This is a genomic window from Georgenia sp. H159 (assembly GCF_035607575.1).
In the GTDB taxonomy this organism is placed as follows: Bacteria; Actinomycetota; Actinomycetes; order Actinomycetales; family Actinomycetaceae; genus Oceanitalea.
Map to the genome: position 1 here is coordinate 235,477 of NZ_JAYDZY010000006.1, position 22,998 is coordinate 258,474.

Sequence of the window (22,998 nt, forward strand, 5' to 3'; positions counted from 1 at the left end):
GAGGCTTCGCTGCGGGCCGCGGCACCACCGTGTCTCAGTGGCCGAAGGCCTCCGCCAGCCACCAGGAGGGCTCGTCCGCGACCACCTTCGCGTCGATGAGCAGCGGCCGGTCACGCGACCCGTCGAGCCAGTCGCGCACCGCGCCGAGGTCGGAGGGTGAGCGCACGGTCACCGCCGCGAAGCCGTAGCCGGCGCCGACGGCGGCGATGTCGGTGGGCGGGAAGGTCACGGTCGCGTGCCCCTCCCGCACGAAGTGGTGCACCTCGGCCCCGTAGGCGTCGTCGTTGTAGACGACCACCACCATCGGCAGACCGAGCCGCCGCACCGTGTCGAGCTCGGCGGCTCCCATGAGTGCGCCACCGTCACCGAGCGCGGCTACCGGGAGGCGGTCGGGGCGGGCCAGGGCGGCCCCGACCGCCGTCGCGAGGCCGAGCCCGATCGACTGGAACGCCTGGGTGAAGCAGAAGCCCTGCTCGTCCGGCACGTCGAGGAACATGCTCGGGTAGCCCATGAAGTTGCCCGAGTCCACGGCGACCACCCGCTCGGCCGGCAGCAGGTCGTCCAGCGCGATGGTGAGCGTGCGGGGGTCGATCCGCTCGCCGTCGGACGCGTCGGCGAACGACACGTCGCGCCACCGCAGCTCGGTGGTGAGCCGCTCCTGCAGCTCGGCGCTGCGGTAGCCGTCCCTCGTCCCGCCGCCCAGCCTGCGGCTCACGCCGTGCGCGGTGGCCGTCACGTCACCGACGACGCCGAAGGTGAGGTCCCGGTGCACGCCCAGCGCCTCGGGGGTGTCGTCGACCTGCACGACCGTGGCGCCGTCCGCGATGAGCCGACCGTGACGCATGGTCCACATGTTCAGGGCGCAGCCCCAGCCGACGATGAGGTCCGCGCCGGAGATGAGCTCGGCGGCGAGCGGTGAGGAGAACCCTCCGGAGACGTCCAGCGACCACGGCCGGCCCTGGAACAGCCCCTTGGCCACGGCGGAGGTCGCGAGCAGCGCACCGCACTGGTCGGCGAGCGCGACGAGGGCGTCCCGCGCCCCGGGGGACCGCGCCCCGCGCCCCGCGACGAACACCGGCCGGCGGGCCGCGCGGACCGCGGCGGCCAGCCGGTCGAGGTCTCGCTCGGCGACGGCGCGGCCCGGCGGCGGCACCGTCGGTGGGGGCAGCGGCTGGTCCCCGACCTCGGCGTCCTGGACGACCAGCGGCAGGTTGAGCACCACGGTGCGCCGCTCGTCCCGGGCCAGGGCGACCGCCGCCGCGGTGTCCCGCGCCGCCGTCGTCGGGTCGCCGATCCGTACCGGCACCGCGCCGACCGCCCGTGCGAGGGCGTCCTGGTCGACGTGGAAGTTGGACGTGAGGGTGACCGCCTCGGGCGCGAGCACGACGAGCGGGGTGCGGGACTTGGCCGCCTCGGCGATCCCGGTCATCGCGTTCGTCAGCCCGCAGCCCTGGTGAACGCTCAGCGCCGCCGGGACGCCCGCGGTCCGGGCGTAGGCGTCGGCCATCGTCGCCGCCCCGCCCTCGTGCCGCGCGGCGACGAACCGGGCACCGGCGTCGACCATCGCGTTGGTCGCGTGGAAGTTCCCCGAGCCGACGACGCCGAAGACGTGGTCGACCCCGGACGCCACGAGCGCGCGGCCCACGACCTCCGCGACCCGCATCACGGCCGCTCGACGAGGGCGAGCACGCGGGTGGGCGAGCCCGAACCGGTCTCGATCTTCAGCGGCGAGGCGAGGACGACCGCACCGGTCGCCGGGATCCGGTCGAGGTTGCGCAGCTGCGACAGGCCGTACTTGCCGTTGCCCAGGAGGAAGTGGTGACAGGGGAAGAGCGGGTCGAAGCCGCCCGCCGCGCCGGCGTCGGTCCCGACCGTCTCCACCCCGATGCCCTGCAGCGGGCTCTCCTCGGCGACCCAGCGGGCCGCCTCGACGGACAGCCCGGGACTGTGCGGACCGTCGTCGTCGCGGTTGATCATGTCCTGCTGGCTCGTGCGGGCCGACCAGCCGGTGCGGCACAGCAGCCAGCCGCCCTCCGGCAACGGGCCGTGCTCGGCGACGAAGGCGTCGATGTGCTCCCGCTCGATGAGGAAGTCGGGGTCCTGCGCCACCCGCTCCGCGACGTCGAGCACGACGGCGGGGGCCACGAGAGCCCCGACAGGCACCGAGGCGATGTCGGCGAGGTCCTTCCCGGTCACCCAGTGGTTGGGCGCGTCGAAGTGCGTGCCGGTGTGCTCACCCGTGCGGAAGTTGTTCCAGTACCAGCCGGGGCCGCGGTCGTCGTAGCGCGAGATCTCCTCGAGCTCGAACCGCGCGGTCTGCCCGAACTGCTCGGGCAGCTCGAGGACCGGGGTCTGGTCCGACAGTGGCGCGGTGAGGTCGACGATCTCGACGGCGCCGGAGTGCAGCGCGGTGAGGAGGGTGCTGAGCACGGACATGGGGTGTCTCCTTCGACGGTGAGTACCGGCCAGATCCTGGCACATGGCGGGCGGCGGCGGGCGCGTGTCCGCGGCGATGTCCCCACGGGCGGCCGGCGCTTTGCGATCATCGACCCATGACCGATCGCAACGTCCTGGGCCGGCCGCTCGAGGAGTGTGGGACCGACCCGGTCACCGGCTACTACCGCACGGGCAGCTGCGTGCCCAGCGCCGGACACCAGGGGGGCCACAGCGTGTGCGTCGTGGTGACCGAGGAGTTCCTCCGGCACCAGCAGGAGATCGGCAACGACCTCTCGACGCCGCGCCCCGAGTTCGGCTTCCCCGGGCTCGAGCCCGGGATGCGCTGGTGCGTGCTCGCCCCCCGCTGGCTGCAGTCCTACCACGCCGGTGTCGCTGCCCCGGTGGTGCTCGCGGCCACGCACGAACGGGCGCTGGAGGTCGTCGACCGGCTCGCACTGCTCGAGCACGCCGTCGACGTCCCCGACGACCCGAGCTCGCTCGACTGACGCGCGAGCGCCCGCCGAGTCGCATCCCCGGTCCGGCCAACGGGTCGAGGCCACCTCGGGGTACCGGGAGCCGTAAGGTCGGAGCCACCAGTACACCGATCTGGAGAGTCACGATGAGCGAGCAGACCCCCGCCTCCCCCGCCGCGAGCCCGGCCGCCGACCCCGCGGCCGATGCCGCTGCGGGCGTGCCCGTGCCCAAGCGCGTCCGGGTGCACCACCTCGCGCAGTGGAAGGAGCGCGGGGAGCCGATCACCATGCTCACGGCCTACGACGCCGTCACCGCGCGGATCTTCGACGAGGCCGGTATCGACATGCTCCTCATCGGTGACTCGATCGGGAACACCATGCTCGGCCTTCCCAGCACGATCCCGGTCACGGTCGACGAGATGGTCCCGGCGGTCCGCTCGGTGGCGAGCGCGACCCGGCGCGCGATGGTCGTCGCCGACCTGCCCTTCGGCTCCTACGAGGATTCCCCCGAGCACGCCTTCGCCACGGCGGTGCGGATGCTCAAGGAGGGCGGCGCGCACGCCGTCAAGCTCGAGGGCGGGGAGCGGATGGCGGCGCACGTGCGGCTGCTCACCTCCTCCGGCATCCCGGTCGTCGGCCACCTCGGCTTCACGCCGCAGTCGGAGAACATCCTCGGTGGCACGCGGGTGCAGGGCCGCGGGGACGAGGCCGCCGAACGGCTCGTCGCCGACGCCGTGGCACTGCAGGAGGCCGGGGCGGTCGCCGTCGTGCTCGAGATGGTGCCCGCGCCCGTCGCGGCCCGGGCCACCGAGGTCCTCCGCATCCCGACCATCGGGATCGGCGCCGGCTCCGAGTGCGACGGCCAGGTGCTCGTCTGGACCGACATGGCCGGGATGACGGCATGGGCGCCGCGGTTCGCGAAGAAGTTCGGCGACGTCGGCGGTGCGCTGTACACCGCGACCCGTACCTACGCCCAGGCCGTGCGGGAGCGGACCTTCCCCGGCCCCGAGCACTCCTTCGCGGAGTAGCCCCCTGTCGCCGAGAGCGGGGTTGTTGCGGCGCGCCGGCACCAACTCCGCTCTCGGCGAGAGTGGGTGGGGGCGGTTACTGGTCGTCCTCCCAGGCCTTGTCGGCGGCGTCCCAGGCCTCGTTGCGGTCCGCGGCGCGCTCGTAGGCCTCCGTCGCTGCCTCACGGGTGGGGTAGGGGCCCATGCGGTGCAGTGAGCCGGACTTCTTCCCCTGCTCCACCTCCCCGGTGCGGGTGTTGTAGTACCACTCGTCCAGGTCGTGCGGCTTGGTCATCTGCTCGATCCGCTCCTCGCGGTCCTCGGCGGGCTCGTTGACACTTGCCATGGCGCCTCCTTCATCGGGCCTTACGTAGACTCCTCCCATGCTTGCCGATCGCGCCCCCTTGGGCACCCTGACCCCGGGAACGCTGTCCGCGCGGCGGCCGGTCCCCTCGTCCATCGAGTACCCCGAGTACGTCGACCGGCCGGCCCCGGAGCCGTTCACCGGCAGCGAGGTCAACGACCCCGAGACGATCGAGCGCATTCGCCGCACCGCCCGCCTCGCCGCCCAGGCACTCGCGCACGTGGGCGCCGCCGTCCGTCCCGGCATCACCACCGACGAGCTCGACCTCATCGGTCACGAGTTCGCCCTCGAGCACGGCGCCTACCCCTCCTCGCTCGGCTACCGCGGCTTCCCCAAGGGGCTGTGCACCTCGGTCAACGAGGTCGTGTGCCACGGCATCCCGGACAGCACGGTGCTCAGGGACGGGGACATCGTCAACGTCGACATCACGCTGTTCCGCGAGGGCGTGCACGGCGACAACAGCGCGACCTTCCTCGTCGGGGACGTCGACGAGGAGTCCCGCCTGCTCGTCGAGCGCACACGCAAGGCGATGGAGCGCGGCATCAGGGCCGTCAAGCCCGGCCGCGAGGTCAACGTCATCGGACGCGTCATCGAGGCCTACGCCAAGCGGTTCGACTACGGCGTGGTGCGCGAGTTCACCGGGCACGGCGTGGGCCGCGCCTTCCACTCCGGCCTGATCATCCCGCACTACGACGCCGCCCCGGAGCACGACGACGTCATGGAGCCGGGCATGGTCTTCACCATCGAGCCCATGCTCACCCTGGGCACCCCGGAGTGGGAGATGTGGGACGACGGCTGGACAGCCGTCACCGCCGACCGCGGCCGCACCGCCCAGTTCGAGCACATGGTCCTCGTCACCGACGACGGCGCGGAGATCCTCACCCTGCCGTAGCGCCCGGCCCGCCTGCGTCGCCCGGCGCGCTGGGTCGACCGGCCCGCCTGCGTCGCCCGGCCCGCCTGCGTCGCCCGGCCGCACCTGCGTCGACCGGCCCGCCTGCGTCACCCGGCCCGGTGGGTCGCCCCTTTCCGTACTTGGTCGCCCCTATGCGCCCCTCGTGGCGAGCCAAAAGGGCGACCCAGGCGCGCAGTCGCCAGGTGCCCAGCAGCGCAGCCGCCAGGTGCCCGGGTGCGCAGCCGCCAGCCGCGCAGCCTCCAGCCGCCAGGTGCCCAGGCGCGCAGCCGCCAGGCGCGCAGCAGTCAGCGGCCGGCGCGGTAGTGCGAGGGAGGGACGCCGATCACCTGGGTGAACGCGCGGGTGAGGTGGGCGTGGTCGGCGAATCCGAGGGACGCCGCGAGCGCCGCGAGGTCCTGCCCCTCCCCCGTGTCGAGCGCGGCGACAGCGTCCTGCAGCCGGTGCCTGCGCAGCACCCACAGCGGTGAGGCCCCGACGTATCGCACGAACAGACGCTGCAACGTCCGCTCGGACACGTGCAGCCGCTCAGCCACCTGCCCGAGCGCCACGTGCTCCCGCGCGCGCATGAGCGTCACGGCCTCGCGGACGGTCCGGTACCCGGTGTCCGCCCGCACCTCCTCCAGGCGTGGCGCGAGCACCTCCCCCAGGAAGGCGACGACGGCGTCCCGGCGGGCTGCGTCGTCGTCCTCCGCCAGCACCCGCTCGGCGAGCGGACCCACCCCGCCGCCGAGGACCTCCTCGGCCGGCACCACCGTGTCCGTGAGGTCCCCGACGCTGCGCCCGAGGAGCGCGGCCAGCCCGCCGGGGTGGAAGGCGACGCCCGCCACCCGGCCGGCGACGGGGAGGTCGACGGTGAACACCCGGGTGACCAGCCCGTGGACGAGCGCCGCGGGGACCGGCAGCCCGTGGAGCACGCCACCCTCCGCTGCCTCGATCGTCAGGTGGGTGACCGGGTGGCTGAGCACCTCCTGGCGGAACGGTGTCTGGTCCCCGCGCCGCCACGCGACCCACCAGTAGTAGGCGGCGACCTCCGCGAGCGGCTCGGGCACGGGCAGGCGCCCGGCCTCGAACACGTCGGTCCCTGCCTCAGGCCACAGCACGGCCCCCTCGGACCGGCTCGGCCGAGGAGGTTGTCGCCGATGTTCAAGCCCCACCGGACGCACTCTAGGGAGACTGGTCGCCATGAGCACCCACTACCTGCCCGACGGCTACACCTCCCTCAGCCCGCTCGTCGTCGTCTCGCCCGCCACCGAGGCCATCGACTTCTACCGCGCGGTCCTCGACGCCCGCGTCACCTCCCGGATGGACGGGCCCGATGGCACGGTCTGGCACTGCGAGCTGGACCTGGGGAACGGCCGGATGACGGTCATGGACCCGAACCCGCAGTTCCACACCGTCGCGGGCGACACCACGACCGACGACGCCTCGTTCAGCATCGCGGTCTACGTGCCCGACGTCGACGCCACCCTCTCCCGGGCACGGGAGCGTGGCGCGCGTGTCCGCGAGGAGGCCGCGGACTTCGCGGTGACCGGTGACCGCTTCGCCTCGATCCAGGACCCGTACGGGGTGCGGTGGACGATCATGACGCGCGTCGAGGAGCGGACCGACGCCGAGGTCCAGCAGGGACTCGACGCCTGGCGCGCGTCGCTGGAGCAGCCCGCGACCTGAGGACCGGTAGGCTCCGAGGCGTCCCCTCAACCGACCACCGGAGCAGCCGCGATGTCCACGACCAGCATGCCCGTCGCGTTCGGGATCGACATCGGCGGCTCGGGGATCAAGGGCGCCCCGGTCGACCTCGCCACCGGCGAGCTCACCACCGACAGGCTGCGCATCCCCACCCCCACGCCGTCCACCCCGCGGGCGGTGGCCGCGGTGGTCGAGGAGCTGACCGACAGCTTCGAGCTGGCCCCCGACGTCCCCGTCGGGCTGACCTTCCCGGCCCCGATCAAGCACGGGGTGGTGCCCTTCATCGCGAACCTCGACCAGTCCTGGAAGGGCGTGGACGTCCCCGCGCTCATGACCGAGGCGATCGGCCGCAGCGTCGTCGGGGTCAACGACGCGGACGCCGCCGGCTACGCCGAGACGGTCTACGGCGCCGCCAAGGGCGTGCGGGGCCTGGTCCTCGTCGTCACGCTGGGCACCGGCATCGGCTCGGCGCTCGTCGCCGACGGCACCCTCGTCCCGAACACCGAGCTCGGGCACCTCGAGATCGACGGCCACGACGCCGAGAGCCGGGCGGCCGACTCCGCGCGCGAGCGCGAGGGCCTCACGTGGGAGCAGTGGGCCGGACGGCTGCAGCGGTACTTCGAGACGGTCGAGATGCTCTTCTCCCCCGACCTCATCGTCGTCGGCGGCGGCGTGAGCAAGAAGGCGGCCAAGTTCCTGCCACTGCTCGACGTCCGGGCCCCGGTGGTGCCGGCGGCGCTGCGCAACGAGGCCGGCATCGTCGGCGCCGCCGCGCTGGCCGCGGCCCAGTACCGCTGACGGTGCTCGAGCAGGTCGCACCCCGGGTGTGGGTGACGACGTCCCCCACCTGGCTGACGACGTCGACCCTCGTCGTGGACGACGACGGCGCGTGCCTGCTGGTCGACCCGACGCTCACCCCCGCCGACCTCGTCAGCCTCGCCGCGGAGGTCCACGGGCGCGGCTGGCACGTCGCCGCAGCATTCTCCACGCACCCGCACTGGGACCACGTTCTGTGGTCGGACGCGCTGCCCGACGTCCCGCGCTGGGCCACCCCGGCGGCCGCCGCGGCGAGCGCCGCCACCGACCTCGCCGACCTGGCCGCGACCGACCTTCCGGGCCACCGGTGGGACGTCGTCGGCGGCACGACGCCGCTGCCACCGGACACGACCGAGCTGCAGTGGACCGGCCCGCGCGCCGTCGTCGTCCCCACGCCTGGTCACGCACCCGGCCACGCCAGCCTCCACCTGCCCGACGACGCGGTGCTCGTCGCCGGTGACCTGCTCTCCGACGTCGAGGTGCCCCTGCTGGACGACACCGACGGCGCGGTGGACGACTACCGGCGGACGCTGAAGCGCCTCGCGGAGCTCGAGGTCGACGTCCTCGTCCCCGGGCACGGGCGCGTGGCCGACGCAGCCGAGACACGCCGGCGGGTCGGGACGGACCACCGGTACCTCGACGACCTCACGGCCGGCGTCGAGCCGCTCGACGCTCGGCTCGGGGACCCACGGGTGCGCGCGGAGCACGAGCGGCAGGCGGTCGGGCTCGGACGCTAGCCGGGGCGCGCTCGGACGTGCAGGGCGTGCGGGGCTCCCGCACTCAGTACCCCCGGAGGCGGGTGATCTCTCGCCGCTCGCGCTTGGTGGGGCGGCCGGCGCCGCGGTCCCGCTGCGGCAGCCCGGGCTGCTCCACCCTGGGCGGGGGCGGTGGCGTCTCGTCGATCATCGCCTGTGCCGCGACCGGTGCGCCGACGCGCTTGCGCAGCGCCTGACGCACGACGACGGTCCGCGTCTGCGGGCCGCCGGTCACGACCACCCGGGTGCCGGGACCGACGAGCGTCGAGGGCTTGGCGCGGTCACCGTCGACGCTCACGTGCCCGCCACGGCAGGCGGCCTGGGCCTGGCTGCGGGTCTTGAACAGGCGCACCGCCCACAGCCAGCTGTCCACGCGCACGAAGTCGGCCATGACCGCGATGCTACGTCGCGGGGCGGCCTCCCGGTGGGTCGCCCCTTCCGCTCACGGGCCGCCCCTTCCCGCGGAGCGTGCGGAGCCGAAGGGGCGACCCACCGGACGCGGCAGCGTCGCCCGGCGGGCGACCGCTACATCGCGCGGGCGACGCTGCGCCGCAGCGCCCACGCCCCGAAGCCGATGAGCAACAGTGCCATCGCCGCGAGCACCGCGAGGTAGGGGGCGATGTCCATGAGGCCGCCGGAATGCCGCTGGAGCTCGGCGAAGGCCTCGTAGCCCCACGCGTGCGGCGTGACGTGGGCGACGGTGCGCAGCGTGTCGGGGAACAGCTCGAGAGGGAACATGCACCCGCCGAGCGCCCCGAGCACCAGGCCGAGGCCGACCGCGAGGCCGTTCGCGGCGCCCTCGTGGTCCATGACCGAGCCGAGGAGCATCGCGGCGCCCGTGGCGACGGCGCCGAAGACGAGGAGGAGCAGCAGCGCGAGCCCGATGTTCCCGAAGTCGACGTCGAAGATGAGCATGCTCGCGACCATGATGTAGGCGCCCTGGAAGGAGGCGATGACCCACCGGCCGAGCAGCTGCCCGGTGATCGCCTGGGCACCGGACACCGGCGCGGCCAGCACCCGGCCCTGCACGCCCAACCGTCGGGACTGGATGAGGGTGACGGCGCTGCCCAGCGTGGACAGGAAGACGAACATGAGGAGCATCGTCGCGGCGCCGAGGTCGAAGCGACCCAGCCCGCCGAGCTCCTGGGCGATCTCGTCCACGTCGACGACGCTGAGCTCGATCGGCGCGACGTCCTGGCGTGCCGCGTCGAGCGCGGCCCCGGCGTCCGCCGCGGGCACCCCGACGTCGGTGAGGGCGGTGAGCTGGGCGCGCTCGAGCGAGAGGCCCTGGAGCGCGGTGCGGACCAGCTGGCTCGCCGCCTGGGACCCGGCACCCGAGGCGGAGATCATCTCGATCTCGGCGGGCTCGCCGGCGGAGAAGGCCTGCTCGGCGGCGTCGTCGAGGAGGAGCCCGACGTCCGCCCTCCCGCGCGCGACCTGCTGACGCATGGCCTCGGGCCCGGCCTCGGTCACCGCCGCGCCGCCGTCCTCGAGCTCGGCCGTCAGCGCCGTCCGCAGCTCGCCCTCGGTCCCGCTGAGGACGATGCGCCCGGAGCTGCCCTCACCGCCGAACTGCAGGCCGATGACGACGACGAGCAGGAGCGGGAAGATGAGGACGAAGAAGATGTTGGACCGGTCGCGCATGAAGCGCCGCAGCTCGGTCCCGGCGATCGCGAACGGTGCCCTCATGCCGCCACCCCCCGGTCGGGCACGAGCCGGGAGACGACCCCGGCGACGACGGCGAAGGCGAGCATCATCGCGATCGGTGTGCCGACGTCGGCGAGTCCCCCACCGCCGGCGGTGATCCCCAGCCCGCGGGTGAAGGTGGCGACCGGGTTGAGGTCCAGCAGGGTGCCCGCCACACCGGTGGCCGTGATGGGGAAGAAGGCGCCGCCGGCCATGCCGAGGACGACGGCGAGGATCGACTGCGACACCCCGGCCTGCTCCGCCGTGCGCGCGACCCGCACGACGACGAAGGTCAGCGACGTCGCCGCCGCGACGACGCTGAGCACGAGGGCGACGACGAGCGCCGGCGAGCCGAAGTCGACGTCGAAGAGCAGCGCGCCCGCGACGAGGAGCACGAGCGTGGCGCCGACCCCGAGCAGGTAGCCGGCCAGCGCCTTGGCGCCGACGATGAGCCCGGGCCGCATGGGCATCGACTGCAGCCGGGCGAGCGTGCCCTGCTCGCGTTCGTTGATGAGCGAGAGCACGCCGAAGCCGACGGTGAAGAGCAGGAACAGGCCGGCCTGGCCGGCCACCATGGTGGCTCCCGGGTCGAGCTGCTCGGTCGCGGTGCGGCCCTCGACCGTCGTCACGGCGGGCACGGACTGCCCCACCTGCTGACCGAGCCGGCCGAGCTGCTCCGGCGGCAGGCCCAGCTCGCCGCCCGCTCCCGCGGTGACCGTCCCGGCGGTCATCTGCTCGGTGACACCGCGGACGACCGAGATGAGGACGTCGGTCTCCAGCCCCGCGCCGTCGCCCTCGACGAGCTCGACGGTGGCTCCCTCGCCCTGCGTGACGGCGGCACCGAAGCCGTCCGGGACGATGATGCCGAGCTGCGCGTCCCCGCCCTCGGCCCGTGGGCGGACGTCGGCGGGGGCGACCTGCTCGACGGTGACGGCGATCCCCTCGACCTCGGTGAGGGCGCCGACGAGGGCCTGGCCGAGCTCGTCGTCGGCGGCGACGGACGCGGCGACGGTCACCGAGTCGAGCTCGACCTCCTCGGCGCCACCGAAAACCAGGTTCATGACGAACATGAGCGCGATGGGGACGATGACGCCGAAGGTCAGCACGGACTTGTCCCGCACCCGCTGGCGCAGGTCGGTCGTGGTCATCGTGAGCAGCTGGCGCATGTCAGTCCCGCAGCGCCTTACCGGTGAGGTGGAGGAAGACCGACTCGAGGTCGGGGCGGGTGATCTGGACGTCGGCGAGCTCGACGCCGCTGGAACCGGCGGTCGTGACGACGACGGCCACCGCCGTCGGGGCGTCGCGCACGTGGAGGACGATGTCGCGGCCCTCGACGACCGCGTTCTCGACGGCGTCGAGCGCGCGGAGCCGGTCGGCGGCCGCCGCGAGGTCGCCGGTGCCGGCGAGGCGGATCTCGTCGAGCTCGCCGATGATCCGGATGAGCTCCTCACGGGTGCCCTCGGCCTGGATGGTGCCCGCGTCGATGATGCCGATGCGGTCGCACAGCCGCTCGGCCTCCTCCATGTAGTGCGTCGTGTAGAGGACGGCCATGCCCTCGACGGACAGCGCCTCGACCGACTCGAGGATCGCGTTGCGCGACTGCGGGTCCACCCCGACGGTGGGCTCGTCGAGGATGAGCAGCTCGGGGCGGTGCAGCAGCCCGATGCCGATGTTGAGGCGACGCTTCATGCCGCCGGAGAACTCCTTGGTCTGGTCCTTGGCGCGGTCCGACAGGCCGATGAGGTCGAGCACCTCCGCGGTGCGCTGCTTGAGCGCGGCGCCGCCGAGGCCGTGCAGCCGGCCGAAGAACAGGAGGTTCTCCCGGGCGGAGAGCTCGGGGTAGATGGCGAGGTCCTGCGGGACCAGCCCCAGACACTTCTTCGGCTCGACCTGCCGGGGTCCCATCCGCTGCCCGGCCACGAGGACCTCGCCGGCGTCGGCGGCGAGCAGGCCGGCGACCATCGAGATCGTCGTCGTCTTGCCGGCCCCGTTGGGGCCGAGCAGTCCGTAGGTCTCACCCGGGGCGATGTGGAAGGAGACGCCGCCGACGGCGGTGAGGTCCCCGAACCGGCGGACGAGGTCGGTGACCTGGAGGACGGGGTGGTCGGTGCGGCGCTCGACGGTGGTGTCGGCGATCTCGGTGGTCACGGAGTGTCCCTCGGAGTCGAGCAGTGCGCCGGGCGGGCGCCGGCGCGCCCATCGTGGCACAGCCACGGACCTTTTCGGCAGGCCTTTCTGCCCACCCCGGGACCCGTGCCGCTCCAGCCCTCACCACCGTCGAGGACGCCTGGCAGCCCACCACCAGCGGTCTCACCTCACGGCTCGCGGGCGTCCGGCTGGACGCTGCGACCGGCAGACGATCCGCGCCGTGGACCGTGCCACGGCAGGTGCGGGTCGGCGGCTACCGTTCGTGCCCATGTGGCAGGTGTGGGGCACCGGGATGCTCACCGGTCTCGCCCTCATCGTGGCGATCGGGGCGCAGAACGCGTTCGTCCTGCGGCAGGGGATCCGACGTGAGCACGTCGGCGTCGTCGTGCTCCTGTGCGCGGTGAGCGACGCGGCCCTCATCGTCGCCGGGACCGCGGGCATCGGGACGCTCGTCGACCGCGCCCCGGTGGTGCTCGAGGTGCTTCGCTGGGGCGGCGTCGCCTACCTCACCTGGTGGGCGGTGCGCTCCTTCGCCTCGGCCCTGCGCCCGGCGGCCCTCACGGCCGAGGAGCCACGGTCGCGCGGCTCGGTCGTCGCCACGACGCTCGCGCTGACGTTCCTCAACCCGCACGTCTACCTCGACACCGTCGTGCTGCTCGGCAGCCTCGCCAACCAGCAGGGCACCGACGCGCGGTGGGTCTTCGCGGGCGGTGCCGTGACGGGCAGCGTGCTCTGGTTCACCGGGCTCGGCTTCGGCGCCCGAGCGCTGTCCGGGGTGCTCGCGAGCCCGCGGACGTGGCGGGCGGTCGATCTCGGCATCGGCGTCGTCATGCTGGCCATCGCCGTCCGGCTCGCCGTCGGCTGATCGACGTCAGGCGGGGGCGGCGAGCGGCGGGTGCTCGAGCACGCGTGGCCGGTACTCGACCAGCTGGATGCGGCCGTCGAAGGTCCGGTGGTCGAGCATCTCCAGGGCGACGTCCGGGTAGCCGTCGTAGATGCGCTCCTCGCCCGTGGCCCCGGTGATCACCGGGAACATCCCGACCCGGAAGCGGTCGACCAGTCCGGCCGTCAGCAGGGACCGGCACAGGCTGAGGCTGCCGATCGTGCTGAGCAGCCCCGACCCACTCGACTTCATGGCACGGACCGTCTCGACGGCGTCGTCGCGGACGAGCGTCGAGTTCGCCCACGTGAGCGGCGCCTCGAGCGAGGAGGAGAACACCACCTTGGGCGCCCGCGTGAGCTCGTCGACGCCTGCCTCCTCCTCGGGTCTGAACTCCTCCTGGCCACCCGGGACCTCGCCGGCGGCGAAGCCTGACATCAGACGGTAGGTGTTCGCCCCCATGAGGTAGGTGACCTCGGGCTGCTCACCGAGCCAGGCGAGGTACTCCGGGCCCTCGAGGCCCCAGAACCCGGGCCAGCCCTCCCCCGACGCGTAGCCGTCGAGGGAGGTGATGAAGTCGACGAGAAGCTCTGACATGGCGGTGTCCCTCCCTCGGGTGGTACGGGCTTGGACCGGCCGTGCGCCAGGAACTCATCGGGTCCGTCGTGGGTTCATGCCCTCTCGCGCACGAACCGGTCCGCCCACAGCTTCCACTGCCACAACGTGAGCGCCATGAAGATCCCGGTGCCGGCTGTCGCGCCGGTCCTGCTGCGCCGATAGCCGGCCACCATCGCAGCCACGAGCGAACCAGTGGCCATGCCCGTCAGTGCCAGGACCATCGGCTCCGACCTGGGGTCCCGGGTCCAGGACTCCTCACCCAGGATGGCGCGTGTCGCGAACGAGGACGTGTCGTGAGCCGGCGGGGTCATCACCGCGTTGACCGCGAACCACGCGCCGATGGGCAGGAACAACCACCAGCGTCGCGTCCACAGGGGGACCAGCAGCAGCGGGGTGCTCAGGAGTCTCGACCAGGCGCTGACCGGATGGGCGTGCCGCTGGAACATCCGGGTGTAGTAGCGACCGTCGGAAGGCACGAGTCCAGCCTGACACCTCCGTCACGGTGACGGTGAGTCGGGTGCATCACCGGCGTGCGCCGAGTACCTTGCCGTGCGTGACGACGAGCCCCATCGAGAACCGCATCGGCCAGGTCTTCATCCCGGTGCGAGACATGGCCCGCTCCGTTCAGTGGTACTCCACGCTGCTGGGACTTCCGGAGACGGAGCCCACGCACAACGCGACGATCTACGACCTGCCCACCACGGGCGAGACCCGGCTGGCACTGGACGCCAACCGGCCCGAGTTCGACACGGCCGGGCCACCGCGCTTCTTCTTCTGGACGAGCGACATGGCGGCCACCGTGTCCTTCCTGCGCGACCTCGGTGTCACCGTCGACTCCGAGGTCCAGGACATCGGCAGCGTCATGCTCCTCCAGTTCCGTGACCCCGACGGCAACCCGCTCATGGTGTGCCAGCGGACGGCAGGCTGATTCACTCGTAGCGGACCGTTCGAACCCGACACGCGCGACAGTCACGCCCGCAGGCATGTCCGGCCCGATAGGCCAACCGTGCCTGCACCCAGTTCGTGCAGCAGTGCCCACCTCAGGGGCGCCCTGCCCGGCCACCGTCGGCTTGTACGATGACACCCTCCGACCTGCGTTGTGGGAGTCGCCTTGCCCGAGTCCACCAGCATGCGCGTGAGGCTGCGGCGGTTCCGTCCCGGTCGGGGGCTGGTGGTGCCGTCCTGGTTGCTGCCCCTGCCGGTGCGACCGCTCCTCGTGTGGGTGGCCCGGCTGACGATCGCCTCCGTCGTCGCCTACCTGCTGACGGTGTGGCTGGTCGACGGACCGATCGACCTGACGGGTGCGCTCACCGCACTCCTGGTGGTGCAGGCTTCGGCATCGGCGAGTCTGCGGATGGGCGTGGTCCGGGTCGGGGCTGTGCTGACCGGCGTGCTGGTCGCGGTCACGCTGTCCTCATCGGTGGGTCTGACCTGGTGGACCCTCGGCGCGGCAGTCGCGCTGGCCCTGCTGCTCGCCGCGGTCCTGCGTCTGGGTGACCAGAGACTGGAGACAGCGATCAGCGCGATGCTCATCCTGGGGACGGGGGGCCAGGACATCGCTGCGGAGACCCGCGTGCTCACCACGCTCATCGGTGCGGGCGTCGGGATGGCGTTCAACCTGCTGCTGCCACCACCGGTTCCCTTCCGGGCGGCGGTGACCGACGTGCGCAACATCGCCCGCAGCCAGGCTGCGTGCCTGCGGGCAGCCGCCTCGTCGATGGCCGAGCGGCCGGTCACCAAGGGAGCGGTCGGCGCCTGGCTGGACGAGGCACGTGCCATCGCTGAGGCCCTGGCCCGCACGGAGGTCGCGATCAGCACGGTGACCGACCTGCGGCGGTTCAACCCCCGGGCGATCGGCACCCCTGAGGTGGAACCGGTCCTGCGGGCCGGTCTGGACTCCCTGGACCGCTCCTTGCTCGCAATCCGCGCCCTGCTCGCCACCATGCACACCGAGGCTCCCGAGTACGAGACGCCCGACGACGGCTATGGCGAGCAGGTCCGCCCCGCGTTCGCCGTCCTGCTCGGTCACGTCGCGGACTGCCTCGACGCCTTCGGTGCGCTCGTCGAGGCCGAGGCAGAGAGCTCCGAGGCGCAGGTCGAGCGGCAGCTGGCCGAGACGCTGGACGTCGCCGGCGAGGCGCGGGCCGTCCTGACCGAGCTCCTCCTGGTCGACCCGCGGGAGGAGACCGACCTGTGGCTGCTCCGCGGCTCGATCCTCTCGGCGGTCGACCACGTGCTGGACCCGTTGAAGCTGGAGGACCGCGCCCGGACCCAGGAACGGCAGCAGTCGCGCAAGGCACGCACGAGGAACCCAGGCAGTGTGCTCACCCGCGACGTGCTCGCGTCTCATTCAGCCGACCGCCTGCGTTTCCTGGCCTCGCGCCCCGCCCATGTCTCTCGCGCGGCCCGCCTGGCGCTGCGTCGGCGCGCCGGCCGGCGCCCGTGGCGGCGTCGGGAGTAGCCGAGGGCGTGGTGCCGCTCAAGGACCATTCGGACCGGCCGTGGTGCCGGCGACGACGCCGCGCGCCGCGCTGACCCGGAGACGGTCGGACAGGGCGAGGACCTCGTCGCGCAGGGCGTCGGGGGTGATCACCTCGAAGTCCCAGCCGAGCCCGGCCAGCATCCGGGCCATGCCGTCGAGGTGCTCGGCGCGCGTCTCGAGGAGCACACCGTCGGCGTGCTCGCTCAGCCGTCCCGCGCTCGGGGGCAGTCGCTCTGCCGCATCTGCGAGCGTGGTCCGTAGCACGACGGAGACCTCGTGGGACCACCTGACCGCCGCGATGCCGGACATGACCTGCGTCTTGGCGTCGAAGTCAGCGGGCACGTCGTACGAGCTGTCGCGATGTTCGACTGATGCGATGCGGTCCAAGCGGAAGGTCCGCACGTCGTCACGGCCGTGGTCGTGTCCGGTGACGTACCACCGGCCGGAGTGGAAGACCAGGCCGTAGACGTCGAGCTCACGCTGCGACTCCCGCCCGTCCCAGGCGGTGTACGCGATGACGACGGTGCGGCGCGCCTGCGCGGCCGAGGCGAGACCGAGCAGTGTGTCGGCGCCGGCGGGAGCGCTGGCGCGCGCCGAGGTCGTGAACTGTGCGCTCGACAGCAGGCTGTCGAGCCGCTGGCCCAGCGTCTGCGGCAGGACACGCGACACCTTGGCCAACGCGCTGTCCGTCGCCGCGTGGGCGGTCGTGGCGAGCCCCGCACGTTCCGCGGCCCTGAGGCCCAGGACGACGGCGACGGCCTCGTCGTCGGTGAGCATCAGCGGCGGCAGCTTGTAGCCCGGAGAGAGCCGGTAGCCGCCGTACCTGCCGCGCTGCGCCTGGACGGGGATGCCGAGGTCGGCGAGGTGTTCGGCATAGCGCCGGACCGTGCGCTCGTCGACCCCGAGCCGCACAGCGAGATCGCCGACCGTACGCTGCCCGCCCGCCTGGAGCAGCTCCAGCATGGCAAGCACGCGAGCGGTCGGGCGGGTCACGACCCTCCTCGGTGCTGCTCGGAAACACTGTGATGCAGACTCGATATACCGGGCGGAGTCTGTCCGCAAACCAGTTTAGCGTCGTCACCATGAACCCCACCACCTACGTCCTGGTCCCCGGCTTCTGGCTCGGCGCCTGGGTCTGGCGCCCCGTTGCAGACTCGCTGCGGGAGCGCGGCCACATCGTGTACGCCGTCGATCTCCCAGGCATGGGCGAGCGCGCCGAGCTGGCCTCGCCCGAGACCGACCTGACGACCCACGTCGACGACGTCGTGCACCTGCTCGAGCAGGAGGACCTGCACGACGTCGTCCTGGTCGGCCACAGCTACGGCGCCCTGGTGACGACCGGTGCGGCTGACCGCGTGCCTGAGCGTGTGGCGCGCCTGGTCTACATCGACTCTGGACCCTTGCCGGACGGCGCGGCACAGGCCGACTTCGAGGGACCCGACGCGCGCGCGCACAACGAGAAGCTGGTCATGACTCACGGGCAGGGCTGGAAGCTCCCGCCGCCTGCCTGGTCCGTACTCGCGGCCGAGGTGCCCGACGTCGACGACACTGCCGTCGCCGCGCTGGTCGAAGGCTCGCAGCCGCAGCCCTGGCTCACCGCCACCCAGCCGGCCGCGCTCACCGGCGCCTGGGAGCGGCTGCCACGGACCGGCGTGCTGTGCAGCTTCAGCCTTGAGCAGCTGCACCAGATGGCACCACACGCACCGGTGTTCGCACACATGGTCGACGGCGACTGGACGTACGTCGAGCTTCCGACGTGGCACTGGCCGATGGTGAACCGACCGGCCGACCTTGCCAACGTGCTGGACTCGGTCAGTCGCTAGGGGCCTTCTCGGCATGGCCACGCGCTGTGACAGCGGCCTGACCGTGCGCTGGTTTCAGCGCTGCATGCGACGTAGCAGCGCCAAGTCGGCCAGATCCACCGCGCGCGGCTGATAACCGCTGTGGAACCTCAGCTGCTGCTGCACCGACAAGCAGCCGACCTCCCGGCCGGCGATCGTTCCTGTGACGAAACAGGCCGCGGGGTAGGTGAACACGCCGCCATCGAGCCCGGCCTGCACGCCGTTGCCTGCCTCGTCGAACACCACGGGGTGCAGGTCGACCCAGCGATCTCCGGGAGCGGCTACCTCCACACGGACCGGGCGCCAGTCCGTCTGCACCGCGTAGCCGAGCCGCGCCAGGGCACGGAGTGCAGCCTGCTCTGCCGTGCTCTCGATGGCGAGGTCGAGATCGCGGTGCGGCCGCGTCTGCCGGCCGACGAGGGCGTCAACGCCCCAGCCGCCTCCGACCCATACCTGGGCGCCGACCTCCGCCAACGCGTCGAGAACCGCGTGAACTTCTGACGCGCTCATGCCACCTCGGGACTCGGTCACTCCCCGTGTCTAGCAGGACGTCGGGCGACCAGAGGTTGGGGATCGGAGATCACTGCGGGTCCGGGCATTCCTCGCCGGAAGGCATCAAGGTCACACGCCACGTGAGGACGGCAGAGCCGCGATGACCATCCCCGTCCGTAAGCGAGCGTCGGAGCCACTGCCGTCGACTGAGAATCCAGCCGCAGCAGCATCGCCACCTGACCCGTCTCGCCAGGCTCAATGACGCGGGCGCCGTCCTCGACGGGTATGTGATCGCCCCTGAGCACCCCACCTGACCACCCCGGCGGGAAGATGGCCCACTCGACCACCTCGACTCCCTCCGTCGCGAGCTCGATGCCCTCGACGGTGACGTCGGCGTCGGACTCGTTGTCGACCAGCTCCCAGCCGATAGTCGCGAGGCCCTCCGCGTCGGTGGTGGCGCATATGTCACCCGTGCCGTCTGGGGACGTCGCGACGGCGCTGGAGATCGCCGGTGAACACCCAGCGCCTGGAAAACCGAGCGAGAATGCCAGGAGAAGCGGCGCGTGCCTACGGCTAGGGAAAGTCGACATCGTGGGCGCCGTGTCAGGGCTTCACCTCAGACCGGCCGTGGCAGCTTGCTGGCGCGCGCCCGGGCCAGCACGTGCTCACGGAACAGCTCGGCTGCCGGCAGCATGCGCCGCCGAGGGTCCCAGCTGAGCCCCACATCCCGGGTCGCGCCCCGGTCCGTCAGTGCCAGGACGTGCAGGCCCACCACCGGCGCGGCCACCGACCCGCCCCACAAGGCCGGTGCGATGGCCACTCCGAGGCCCGCCGCGACATACCCCCGCAAGGTGGGGAGGTCATCGGCGACGAAGGCGACGTTCGGCTCGAAGTGCGCCTCGGCGCACAGCTGTTCACACTGCCGGCGCAGCAACGAGGTCGGCTTGATCATGACGAACGGATCATCGGCGACCTGGCTCAGCGCGACCTCGTCGGTGCCGTTGAGGCGGTGATCGGGTCCGACCAGCAGGCGAAGGGGCTCCACGGCAAGGAGCCGCCACCGAGGGTGCTCGGGGCCTGGAGGTGGTCGCAACGTGGAGAGCTCGACGTCCACGTCGCTGCGCGGACCGACGGCAGGCACCGTCTCGTCGGCCGTGGTCCGCAGATCGAGGTGAACGTGCGGATGGTCGGCAAGGAAGCTGCTCACCAGGTCCGGGACGAGCCAGCTGCCGAAGGAGGGCTGGAAAGCGATCGTGACCGTGCCCCGCTCAGGGTCCAAGACCTGTTGCACCGCCGCGATCCCGTCATCGAGGTGGTGCAGCACCATGTCCACGTGCTGCTTGAACGCGGAACCGGCGTGCGTCAGTCGCAGCACGCGCCCCTCACGCCGCAGGAGTGGGGTGCCCATCTGCCGCTCGAGCCGGCTCAGCGCCCGGGACACCGTGGGCTGCGAGATCCCCTCGATCTCGCTCACCTCGGTCACCGTCACGCCATCCGCGACGAGTTGGAACCAACGCAGAGTCTCTGTCTCCACACCTATGACGCTAGCGCATGAGTTGCCTGCCTAAGAGGAATTGGACGTATCGGTTGGGATCGACGACCCTGGAGACATGGCTCGTTTCATGTACCGCCTCCTGACCGGCTCCCCCCGCGACACCATGGCCTTCCCGGCCACCCGTGGTGCCGCCATCGTCGCCTGGCCCACCCGGCTCACCGAGCGCTGAGGGCCCTGACTGACCGACGCTGAGCACCCTCCCCGCCGGCCAGTCCCCAGTTCAGCTGCCCCAGCAGGTCCGGATACCGAACTCGACCCTCCGCGACTCCACCCCGTCCACCGGGTTGTCGCTGACCAGCTCGCTGCCCGTGTTGAGGAATCCGCTGGGCGTCTCACCCTCGCGCACCGCCGCAGCGAGCGCCCGCACACCTTCCCGCGCCATGTTCTGCGGATACTGCGTCGCCGTGGCGTCGATGTCGCCGGGGCGCACGGCCTCGCGCATCGCACGGCACCCACCGTCCACCGAGACGAGGACCACCTGGTCGAGGTCGACCTCGGCAGCGTTGAGCGCTGCCAGGGCTCCGAGAGCAGCCGGCTCGTTCACCGTGTAGATCACGTTGACGTCCGGATGCTCGGCGAGCACCTGGGTCATCCGGACCGCGGCGTCGTCCCGGTCACCCTGGGTATCGACCGACGCCACGATCGCCGGATCGTCCTCGGTCAGCCCGAAGCCCTCGAGAAACCCCGTGCGCCGCAGCTCCCCCGAGCTGATGCCCTCGGCCAGGTTGAGCATGGCCACCTGCGGCTCCAGCCCGAGGTCCTCGGCCTTCGCGGCGGCATACTCCCCGATCGAACGGCCCGCCGCCTCGTTGTCCGTGGCGAAGAAGGCGTCCACCGCCTCCGGCGGATCGACCGGGGTGTCCAGCGCGATCACCAGCACCCCGGCGTCTCGTGCCTCCTCGATCGCCGGTAGCAGGGCGGCTGGATCAGTGGGTGCGATCAGGATGCCGTCCACCCCCTGGGCGACCATGTCAGCGAGAGCGGCCTCCTGCGATGCGACGTCGGTGTCGCTGAGACCGGTGGCCGTGGTGAGCTCGACGTCGATGTCATCGGCGGTCGCCTGGGCGACGTCCTTCATCGAGACCCAGTAGGGGTTCTCCTCCTGCTTGGTGATCAGCCCCACCGACACGGGCTCCTGCTCCTCACCGGCGCAGCCCGCCAGTGCGAGGCCGGAGAGCATCGCGCCCGCCGTCACCCACGTGCGTACGTGCATAGCGATCGCCACCCTTCAGGCCTCGGCCGTCGCGGCGCCAGCCGCCGGACGGGTGTTCTTCAACGCGAACAGGGCGTAGGCAGCGACCGCCGCCAGGCAGATGCCCGGCACGATGTAGCCCAGCGCCGATCCGGCCGCATCCATCACGGCCGCGTGCACCATGGGCACCAGCGCACCACCGAGGATGGCCATGACCAGACCCGCCGAGCCGAACTTGGCGTCTTGACCCAGTCCCTGCAGCGAGAGGCCGTAGATGGTCGGGAACATCAGCGACAGCGAGGCCGAGATGGCCACCACCGCCACCAACCCGACGACGTTGAGGACGACGATGGAGGTCAGGCAGCAGATCACGCCGAACACCGCCATGACCAGCAGCAGCAGGGCCGGCCGGAAGATGCCGAGCAGGTAGGTCATCACGAATCGCGAGATCAGGAAGAGGATCAGGCTCGCCTGCAGCCACCAGCCGGCCTCGCCGGGGGACGTCCCGGCAACGTCCTGGGCGTACAGGATGGTAAAGGTCCAGGTGCACGTCTGAGCCGCGACGTTGAAGAACTGTGCCATCACGCCGTAGCGGTAGTGCCGGTTCGCCCACAGCCGGGCCAGCGTGCCACCGCGGCCCGCGGTCAGGTCGACCGGCGTCGGCGCCGTGGGAAGCTCCATCTTGCGGAGTGCGATGAGCAGCCAGATGAGCACCAGGATGCCGGCGATCACCAGGTAGGGCTGCAGCACCAACCCCAGGTCGGACTCCGTGGCGGCGAGGAGCTCGTCCTCGCTCATGATGGTCTTGCTCTCCTCCGGCGTCAGGTTCGGCAGGATGAGGATGGCGCCCATCAGCACACCGATGTTGGCACCGACCGGGTTGAAGGACTGCGCAAGGTTGAGCCGCTGGGTGGCACTGGCCTCGGCCCCCATCCCGATGACGAAGGGGTTGGCCGAGGTCTCCAGGATGGACAGACCCGCCGCGAGCACGAAGAGCGCCAGCAGGAACATCTCGTAGGCAAGCAGGCTGCTCGCCGGGATGAAGAGAAAGCCACCCAGAGCTGCCAGTCCCAGCCCCACCAGGACGCCGGCCTTGAAGCCGTAGCGGGCGTTGATGAACGCGGCCGGGATCGCCAGCAGGAAGTAGGCGCCGTAGTAGGCGAACTGGACCAGCGAGGCCTGGAAGTTCGACATGTCGAAGATGCCGCGAAAAACCCCGACGAGGATGTCGGTGAGGTTGGCGGCCATGCCCCACGCGGCGAAACAGAGGATGAGCAGGATGAACGGGACACGGAGGTTCCGCGCAACCAGAGGAGCGCTGCGCTCGGTGCTTTCCTTCGGCGTCGTTGCCATCGCACCCCCTTCGTGACGGCGCGTCAACCACGATGTGGGGAGCGTAGCCCCTCTCAAGCCATGTGGCGCTACCGATCCTCGCGGGTCCCCTGACAGCCTCATCCCGATGTCGAGGTGACGGCGTTGAATCGCCACCACCCCGGGCTGCTTCCCCTTCCACCGACCCTTGGCCACGGCCAGCTCGGGAGCGAAACACGACAACCGGTCGAGCAGCCAGGCGGCGGCCACGTCGCCGCCCGCACGGCCCGGGCAGCGCACCACACACCTCGCGTTGTCCCCTTGCGCTCGAGGCATGATGCGG

At 72.0% G+C, this 22,998-nt stretch carries 26 protein-coding genes; 10 read left to right on the forward strand and 16 right to left on the reverse strand.

The window, feature by feature from the left end; genetic code table 11:
* Positions 1 to 34: 34 nt before the first annotated feature.
* Complete coding sequence (locus VR894_RS09275; RefSeq protein ID WP_324651402.1) at positions 35 to 1,663, reverse strand: thiamine pyrophosphate-binding protein; 1,629 nt, start codon at positions 1,661 to 1,663, stop codon at positions 35 to 37.
* Positions 1,663 to 2,436 (reverse strand): cyclase family protein, encoded by a 774-nt coding sequence (locus VR894_RS09280; protein ID WP_324651100.1) that lies wholly within the window; start codon positions 2,434 to 2,436, stop codon positions 1,663 to 1,665. The genes VR894_RS09275 and VR894_RS09280 overlap by 1 nt, the downstream gene beginning before the upstream one ends.
* A gap of 116 nt (positions 2,437 to 2,552) precedes the next feature.
* Between VR894_RS09280 and VR894_RS09285 the strand changes: the two genes are divergently transcribed.
* Both VR894_RS09285 and panB read left to right on the forward strand, forming a co-directional pair.
* A complete protein-coding gene (locus VR894_RS09285) occupies positions 2,553 to 2,942 on the forward strand; it encodes a DUF2237 domain-containing protein (RefSeq protein WP_324651101.1) in 390 nt (129 codons plus the stop codon).
* A gap of 113 nt (positions 2,943 to 3,055) precedes the next feature.
* Positions 3,056 to 3,937 (forward strand): 3-methyl-2-oxobutanoate hydroxymethyltransferase, encoded by an 882-nt coding sequence (gene panB / locus VR894_RS09290; protein ID WP_324651102.1) that lies wholly within the window; start codon positions 3,056 to 3,058, stop codon positions 3,935 to 3,937.
* Positions 3,938 to 4,013: 76 nt separating this feature from the next.
* On the opposite strand, the gene VR894_RS09295 is transcribed toward panB, so the two are convergent.
* Positions 4,014 to 4,262: a hypothetical protein gene (locus VR894_RS09295; RefSeq protein ID WP_324651103.1), complete on the reverse strand. Its 249-nt coding sequence runs from the start codon at positions 4,260 to 4,262 to the stop codon at positions 4,014 to 4,016.
* 37 nt (positions 4,263 to 4,299) lie between these two features.
* Between VR894_RS09295 and map the strand changes: the two genes are divergently transcribed.
* Positions 4,300 to 5,172 carry a type I methionyl aminopeptidase gene (map, locus tag VR894_RS09300; protein ID WP_324651104.1) on the forward strand — a complete coding sequence of 291 codons (873 nt, stop codon included), beginning with the start codon at positions 4,300 to 4,302 and terminating at the stop codon, positions 5,170 to 5,172.
* A 305-nt stretch (positions 5,173 to 5,477) separates the two neighbouring features.
* Here the strand turns inward: map and VR894_RS09305 are convergent, their stop codons facing one another.
* A complete protein-coding gene (locus VR894_RS09305; RefSeq protein ID WP_324651105.1) occupies positions 5,478 to 6,293 on the reverse strand; it encodes an AraC family transcriptional regulator in 816 nt (271 codons plus the stop codon).
* 82 nt (positions 6,294 to 6,375) lie between these two features.
* On the opposite strand from VR894_RS09305, the gene VR894_RS09310 reads away from it, so the two are divergent.
* The 3 genes from VR894_RS09310 to VR894_RS09320 are packed head-to-tail and all read left to right on the forward strand — an operon-like array spanning position 6,376 to position 8,432.
* A complete protein-coding gene (locus VR894_RS09310; protein ID WP_324651106.1) occupies positions 6,376 to 6,861 on the forward strand; it encodes a VOC family protein in 486 nt (161 codons plus the stop codon).
* Positions 6,862 to 6,912: 51 nt separating this feature from the next.
* A complete protein-coding gene (ppgK, locus tag VR894_RS09315) occupies positions 6,913 to 7,677 on the forward strand; it encodes a polyphosphate--glucose phosphotransferase (protein ID WP_324651107.1) in 765 nt (254 codons plus the stop codon).
* A 2-nt stretch (positions 7,678 to 7,679) separates the two neighbouring features.
* On the forward strand, positions 7,680 to 8,432 hold the full coding sequence (locus VR894_RS09320) for an MBL fold metallo-hydrolase (protein ID WP_324651108.1): 753 nt from the start codon (positions 7,680 to 7,682) through the stop codon (positions 8,430 to 8,432).
* A gap of 43 nt (positions 8,433 to 8,475) precedes the next feature.
* On the opposite strand, the gene VR894_RS09325 is transcribed toward VR894_RS09320, so the two are convergent.
* From VR894_RS09325 to VR894_RS09340, 4 genes are all read right to left on the reverse strand, one after another.
* Positions 8,476 to 8,841: an RNA-binding S4 domain-containing protein gene (locus VR894_RS09325; protein WP_324651109.1), complete on the reverse strand. Its 366-nt coding sequence runs from the start codon at positions 8,839 to 8,841 to the stop codon at positions 8,476 to 8,478.
* A gap of 134 nt (positions 8,842 to 8,975) precedes the next feature.
* Positions 8,976 to 10,139: an ABC transporter permease gene (locus tag VR894_RS09330; protein ID WP_324651110.1), complete on the reverse strand. Its 1,164-nt coding sequence runs from the start codon at positions 10,137 to 10,139 to the stop codon at positions 8,976 to 8,978.
* Positions 10,136 to 11,284 carry an ABC transporter permease gene (locus VR894_RS09335; RefSeq protein WP_324651111.1) on the reverse strand — a complete coding sequence of 383 codons (1,149 nt, stop codon included), beginning with the start codon at positions 11,282 to 11,284 and terminating at the stop codon, positions 10,136 to 10,138. Before VR894_RS09335 ends, VR894_RS09330 begins: the two co-directional genes overlap by 4 nt.
* Before the next feature lie 19 nt (positions 11,285 to 11,303).
* A complete protein-coding gene (locus VR894_RS09340) occupies positions 11,304 to 12,284 on the reverse strand; it encodes an ABC transporter ATP-binding protein (RefSeq protein ID WP_324651112.1) in 981 nt (326 codons plus the stop codon).
* Between the two features lie 268 nt (positions 12,285 to 12,552).
* Between VR894_RS09340 and VR894_RS09345 the strand changes: the two genes are divergently transcribed.
* A complete protein-coding gene (locus VR894_RS09345) occupies positions 12,553 to 13,149 on the forward strand; it encodes a LysE/ArgO family amino acid transporter (protein ID WP_324651113.1) in 597 nt (198 codons plus the stop codon).
* Positions 13,150 to 13,155: 6 nt separating this feature from the next.
* Here the strand turns inward: VR894_RS09345 and VR894_RS09350 are convergent, their stop codons facing one another.
* Complete coding sequence (locus VR894_RS09350) at positions 13,156 to 13,761, reverse strand: dihydrofolate reductase family protein (protein WP_324651114.1); 606 nt, start codon at positions 13,759 to 13,761, stop codon at positions 13,156 to 13,158.
* A 74-nt stretch (positions 13,762 to 13,835) separates the two neighbouring features.
* Positions 13,836 to 14,258 carry a DUF6653 family protein gene (locus tag VR894_RS09355; protein WP_324651115.1) on the reverse strand — a complete coding sequence of 141 codons (423 nt, stop codon included), beginning with the start codon at positions 14,256 to 14,258 and terminating at the stop codon, positions 13,836 to 13,838.
* A 77-nt stretch (positions 14,259 to 14,335) separates the two neighbouring features.
* On the opposite strand from VR894_RS09355, the gene VR894_RS09360 reads away from it, so the two are divergent.
* Positions 14,336 to 14,710, forward strand: a complete 375-nt coding sequence (locus VR894_RS09360) for a VOC family protein (protein ID WP_324651116.1) — start codon at positions 14,336 to 14,338, stop codon at positions 14,708 to 14,710.
* 183 nt (positions 14,711 to 14,893) lie between these two features.
* Positions 14,894 to 16,243 (forward strand): FUSC family protein, encoded by a 1,350-nt coding sequence (locus tag VR894_RS09365; RefSeq protein ID WP_324651117.1) that lies wholly within the window; start codon positions 14,894 to 14,896, stop codon positions 16,241 to 16,243.
* 18 nt (positions 16,244 to 16,261) lie between these two features.
* On the opposite strand, the gene VR894_RS09370 is transcribed toward VR894_RS09365, so the two are convergent.
* Positions 16,262 to 17,257: a YafY family protein gene (locus VR894_RS09370; protein WP_324651118.1), complete on the reverse strand. Its 996-nt coding sequence runs from the start codon at positions 17,255 to 17,257 to the stop codon at positions 16,262 to 16,264.
* Positions 17,258 to 17,346: 89 nt separating this feature from the next.
* On the opposite strand from VR894_RS09370, the gene VR894_RS09375 reads away from it, so the two are divergent.
* Positions 17,347 to 18,087 (forward strand): alpha/beta hydrolase, encoded by a 741-nt coding sequence (locus VR894_RS09375; protein WP_324651119.1) that lies wholly within the window; start codon positions 17,347 to 17,349, stop codon positions 18,085 to 18,087.
* A gap of 54 nt (positions 18,088 to 18,141) precedes the next feature.
* On the opposite strand, the gene VR894_RS09380 is transcribed toward VR894_RS09375, so the two are convergent.
* The 5 genes from VR894_RS09380 to fucP all read right to left on the reverse strand — a co-directional run bounded on the left by VR894_RS09380 (position 18,142) and on the right by fucP (position 22,697).
* The gene (locus VR894_RS09380; RefSeq protein ID WP_324651120.1) at positions 18,142 to 18,615 is read right to left on the reverse strand and encodes a nucleotidyltransferase domain-containing protein; all 474 of its coding nucleotides are present in this window, start codon (positions 18,613 to 18,615) and stop codon (positions 18,142 to 18,144) included.
* Between the two features lie 17 nt (positions 18,616 to 18,632).
* Entirely contained in the window at positions 18,633 to 19,187 is a 555-nt protein-coding gene (locus VR894_RS09385) for a hypothetical protein (protein WP_324651121.1), read from the reverse strand.
* 26 nt (positions 19,188 to 19,213) lie between these two features.
* Positions 19,214 to 20,131: a LysR substrate-binding domain-containing protein gene (locus VR894_RS09390; protein ID WP_324651122.1), complete on the reverse strand. Its 918-nt coding sequence runs from the start codon at positions 20,129 to 20,131 to the stop codon at positions 19,214 to 19,216.
* A gap of 241 nt (positions 20,132 to 20,372) precedes the next feature.
* Positions 20,373 to 21,365: a substrate-binding domain-containing protein gene (locus VR894_RS09395; RefSeq protein ID WP_324651123.1), complete on the reverse strand. Its 993-nt coding sequence runs from the start codon at positions 21,363 to 21,365 to the stop codon at positions 20,373 to 20,375.
* A 15-nt stretch (positions 21,366 to 21,380) separates the two neighbouring features.
* The gene (fucP, locus tag VR894_RS09400; RefSeq protein ID WP_324651124.1) at positions 21,381 to 22,697 is read right to left on the reverse strand and encodes an L-fucose:H+ symporter permease; all 1,317 of its coding nucleotides are present in this window, start codon (positions 22,695 to 22,697) and stop codon (positions 21,381 to 21,383) included.
* Positions 22,698 to 22,998: the final 301 nt, after the last annotated feature.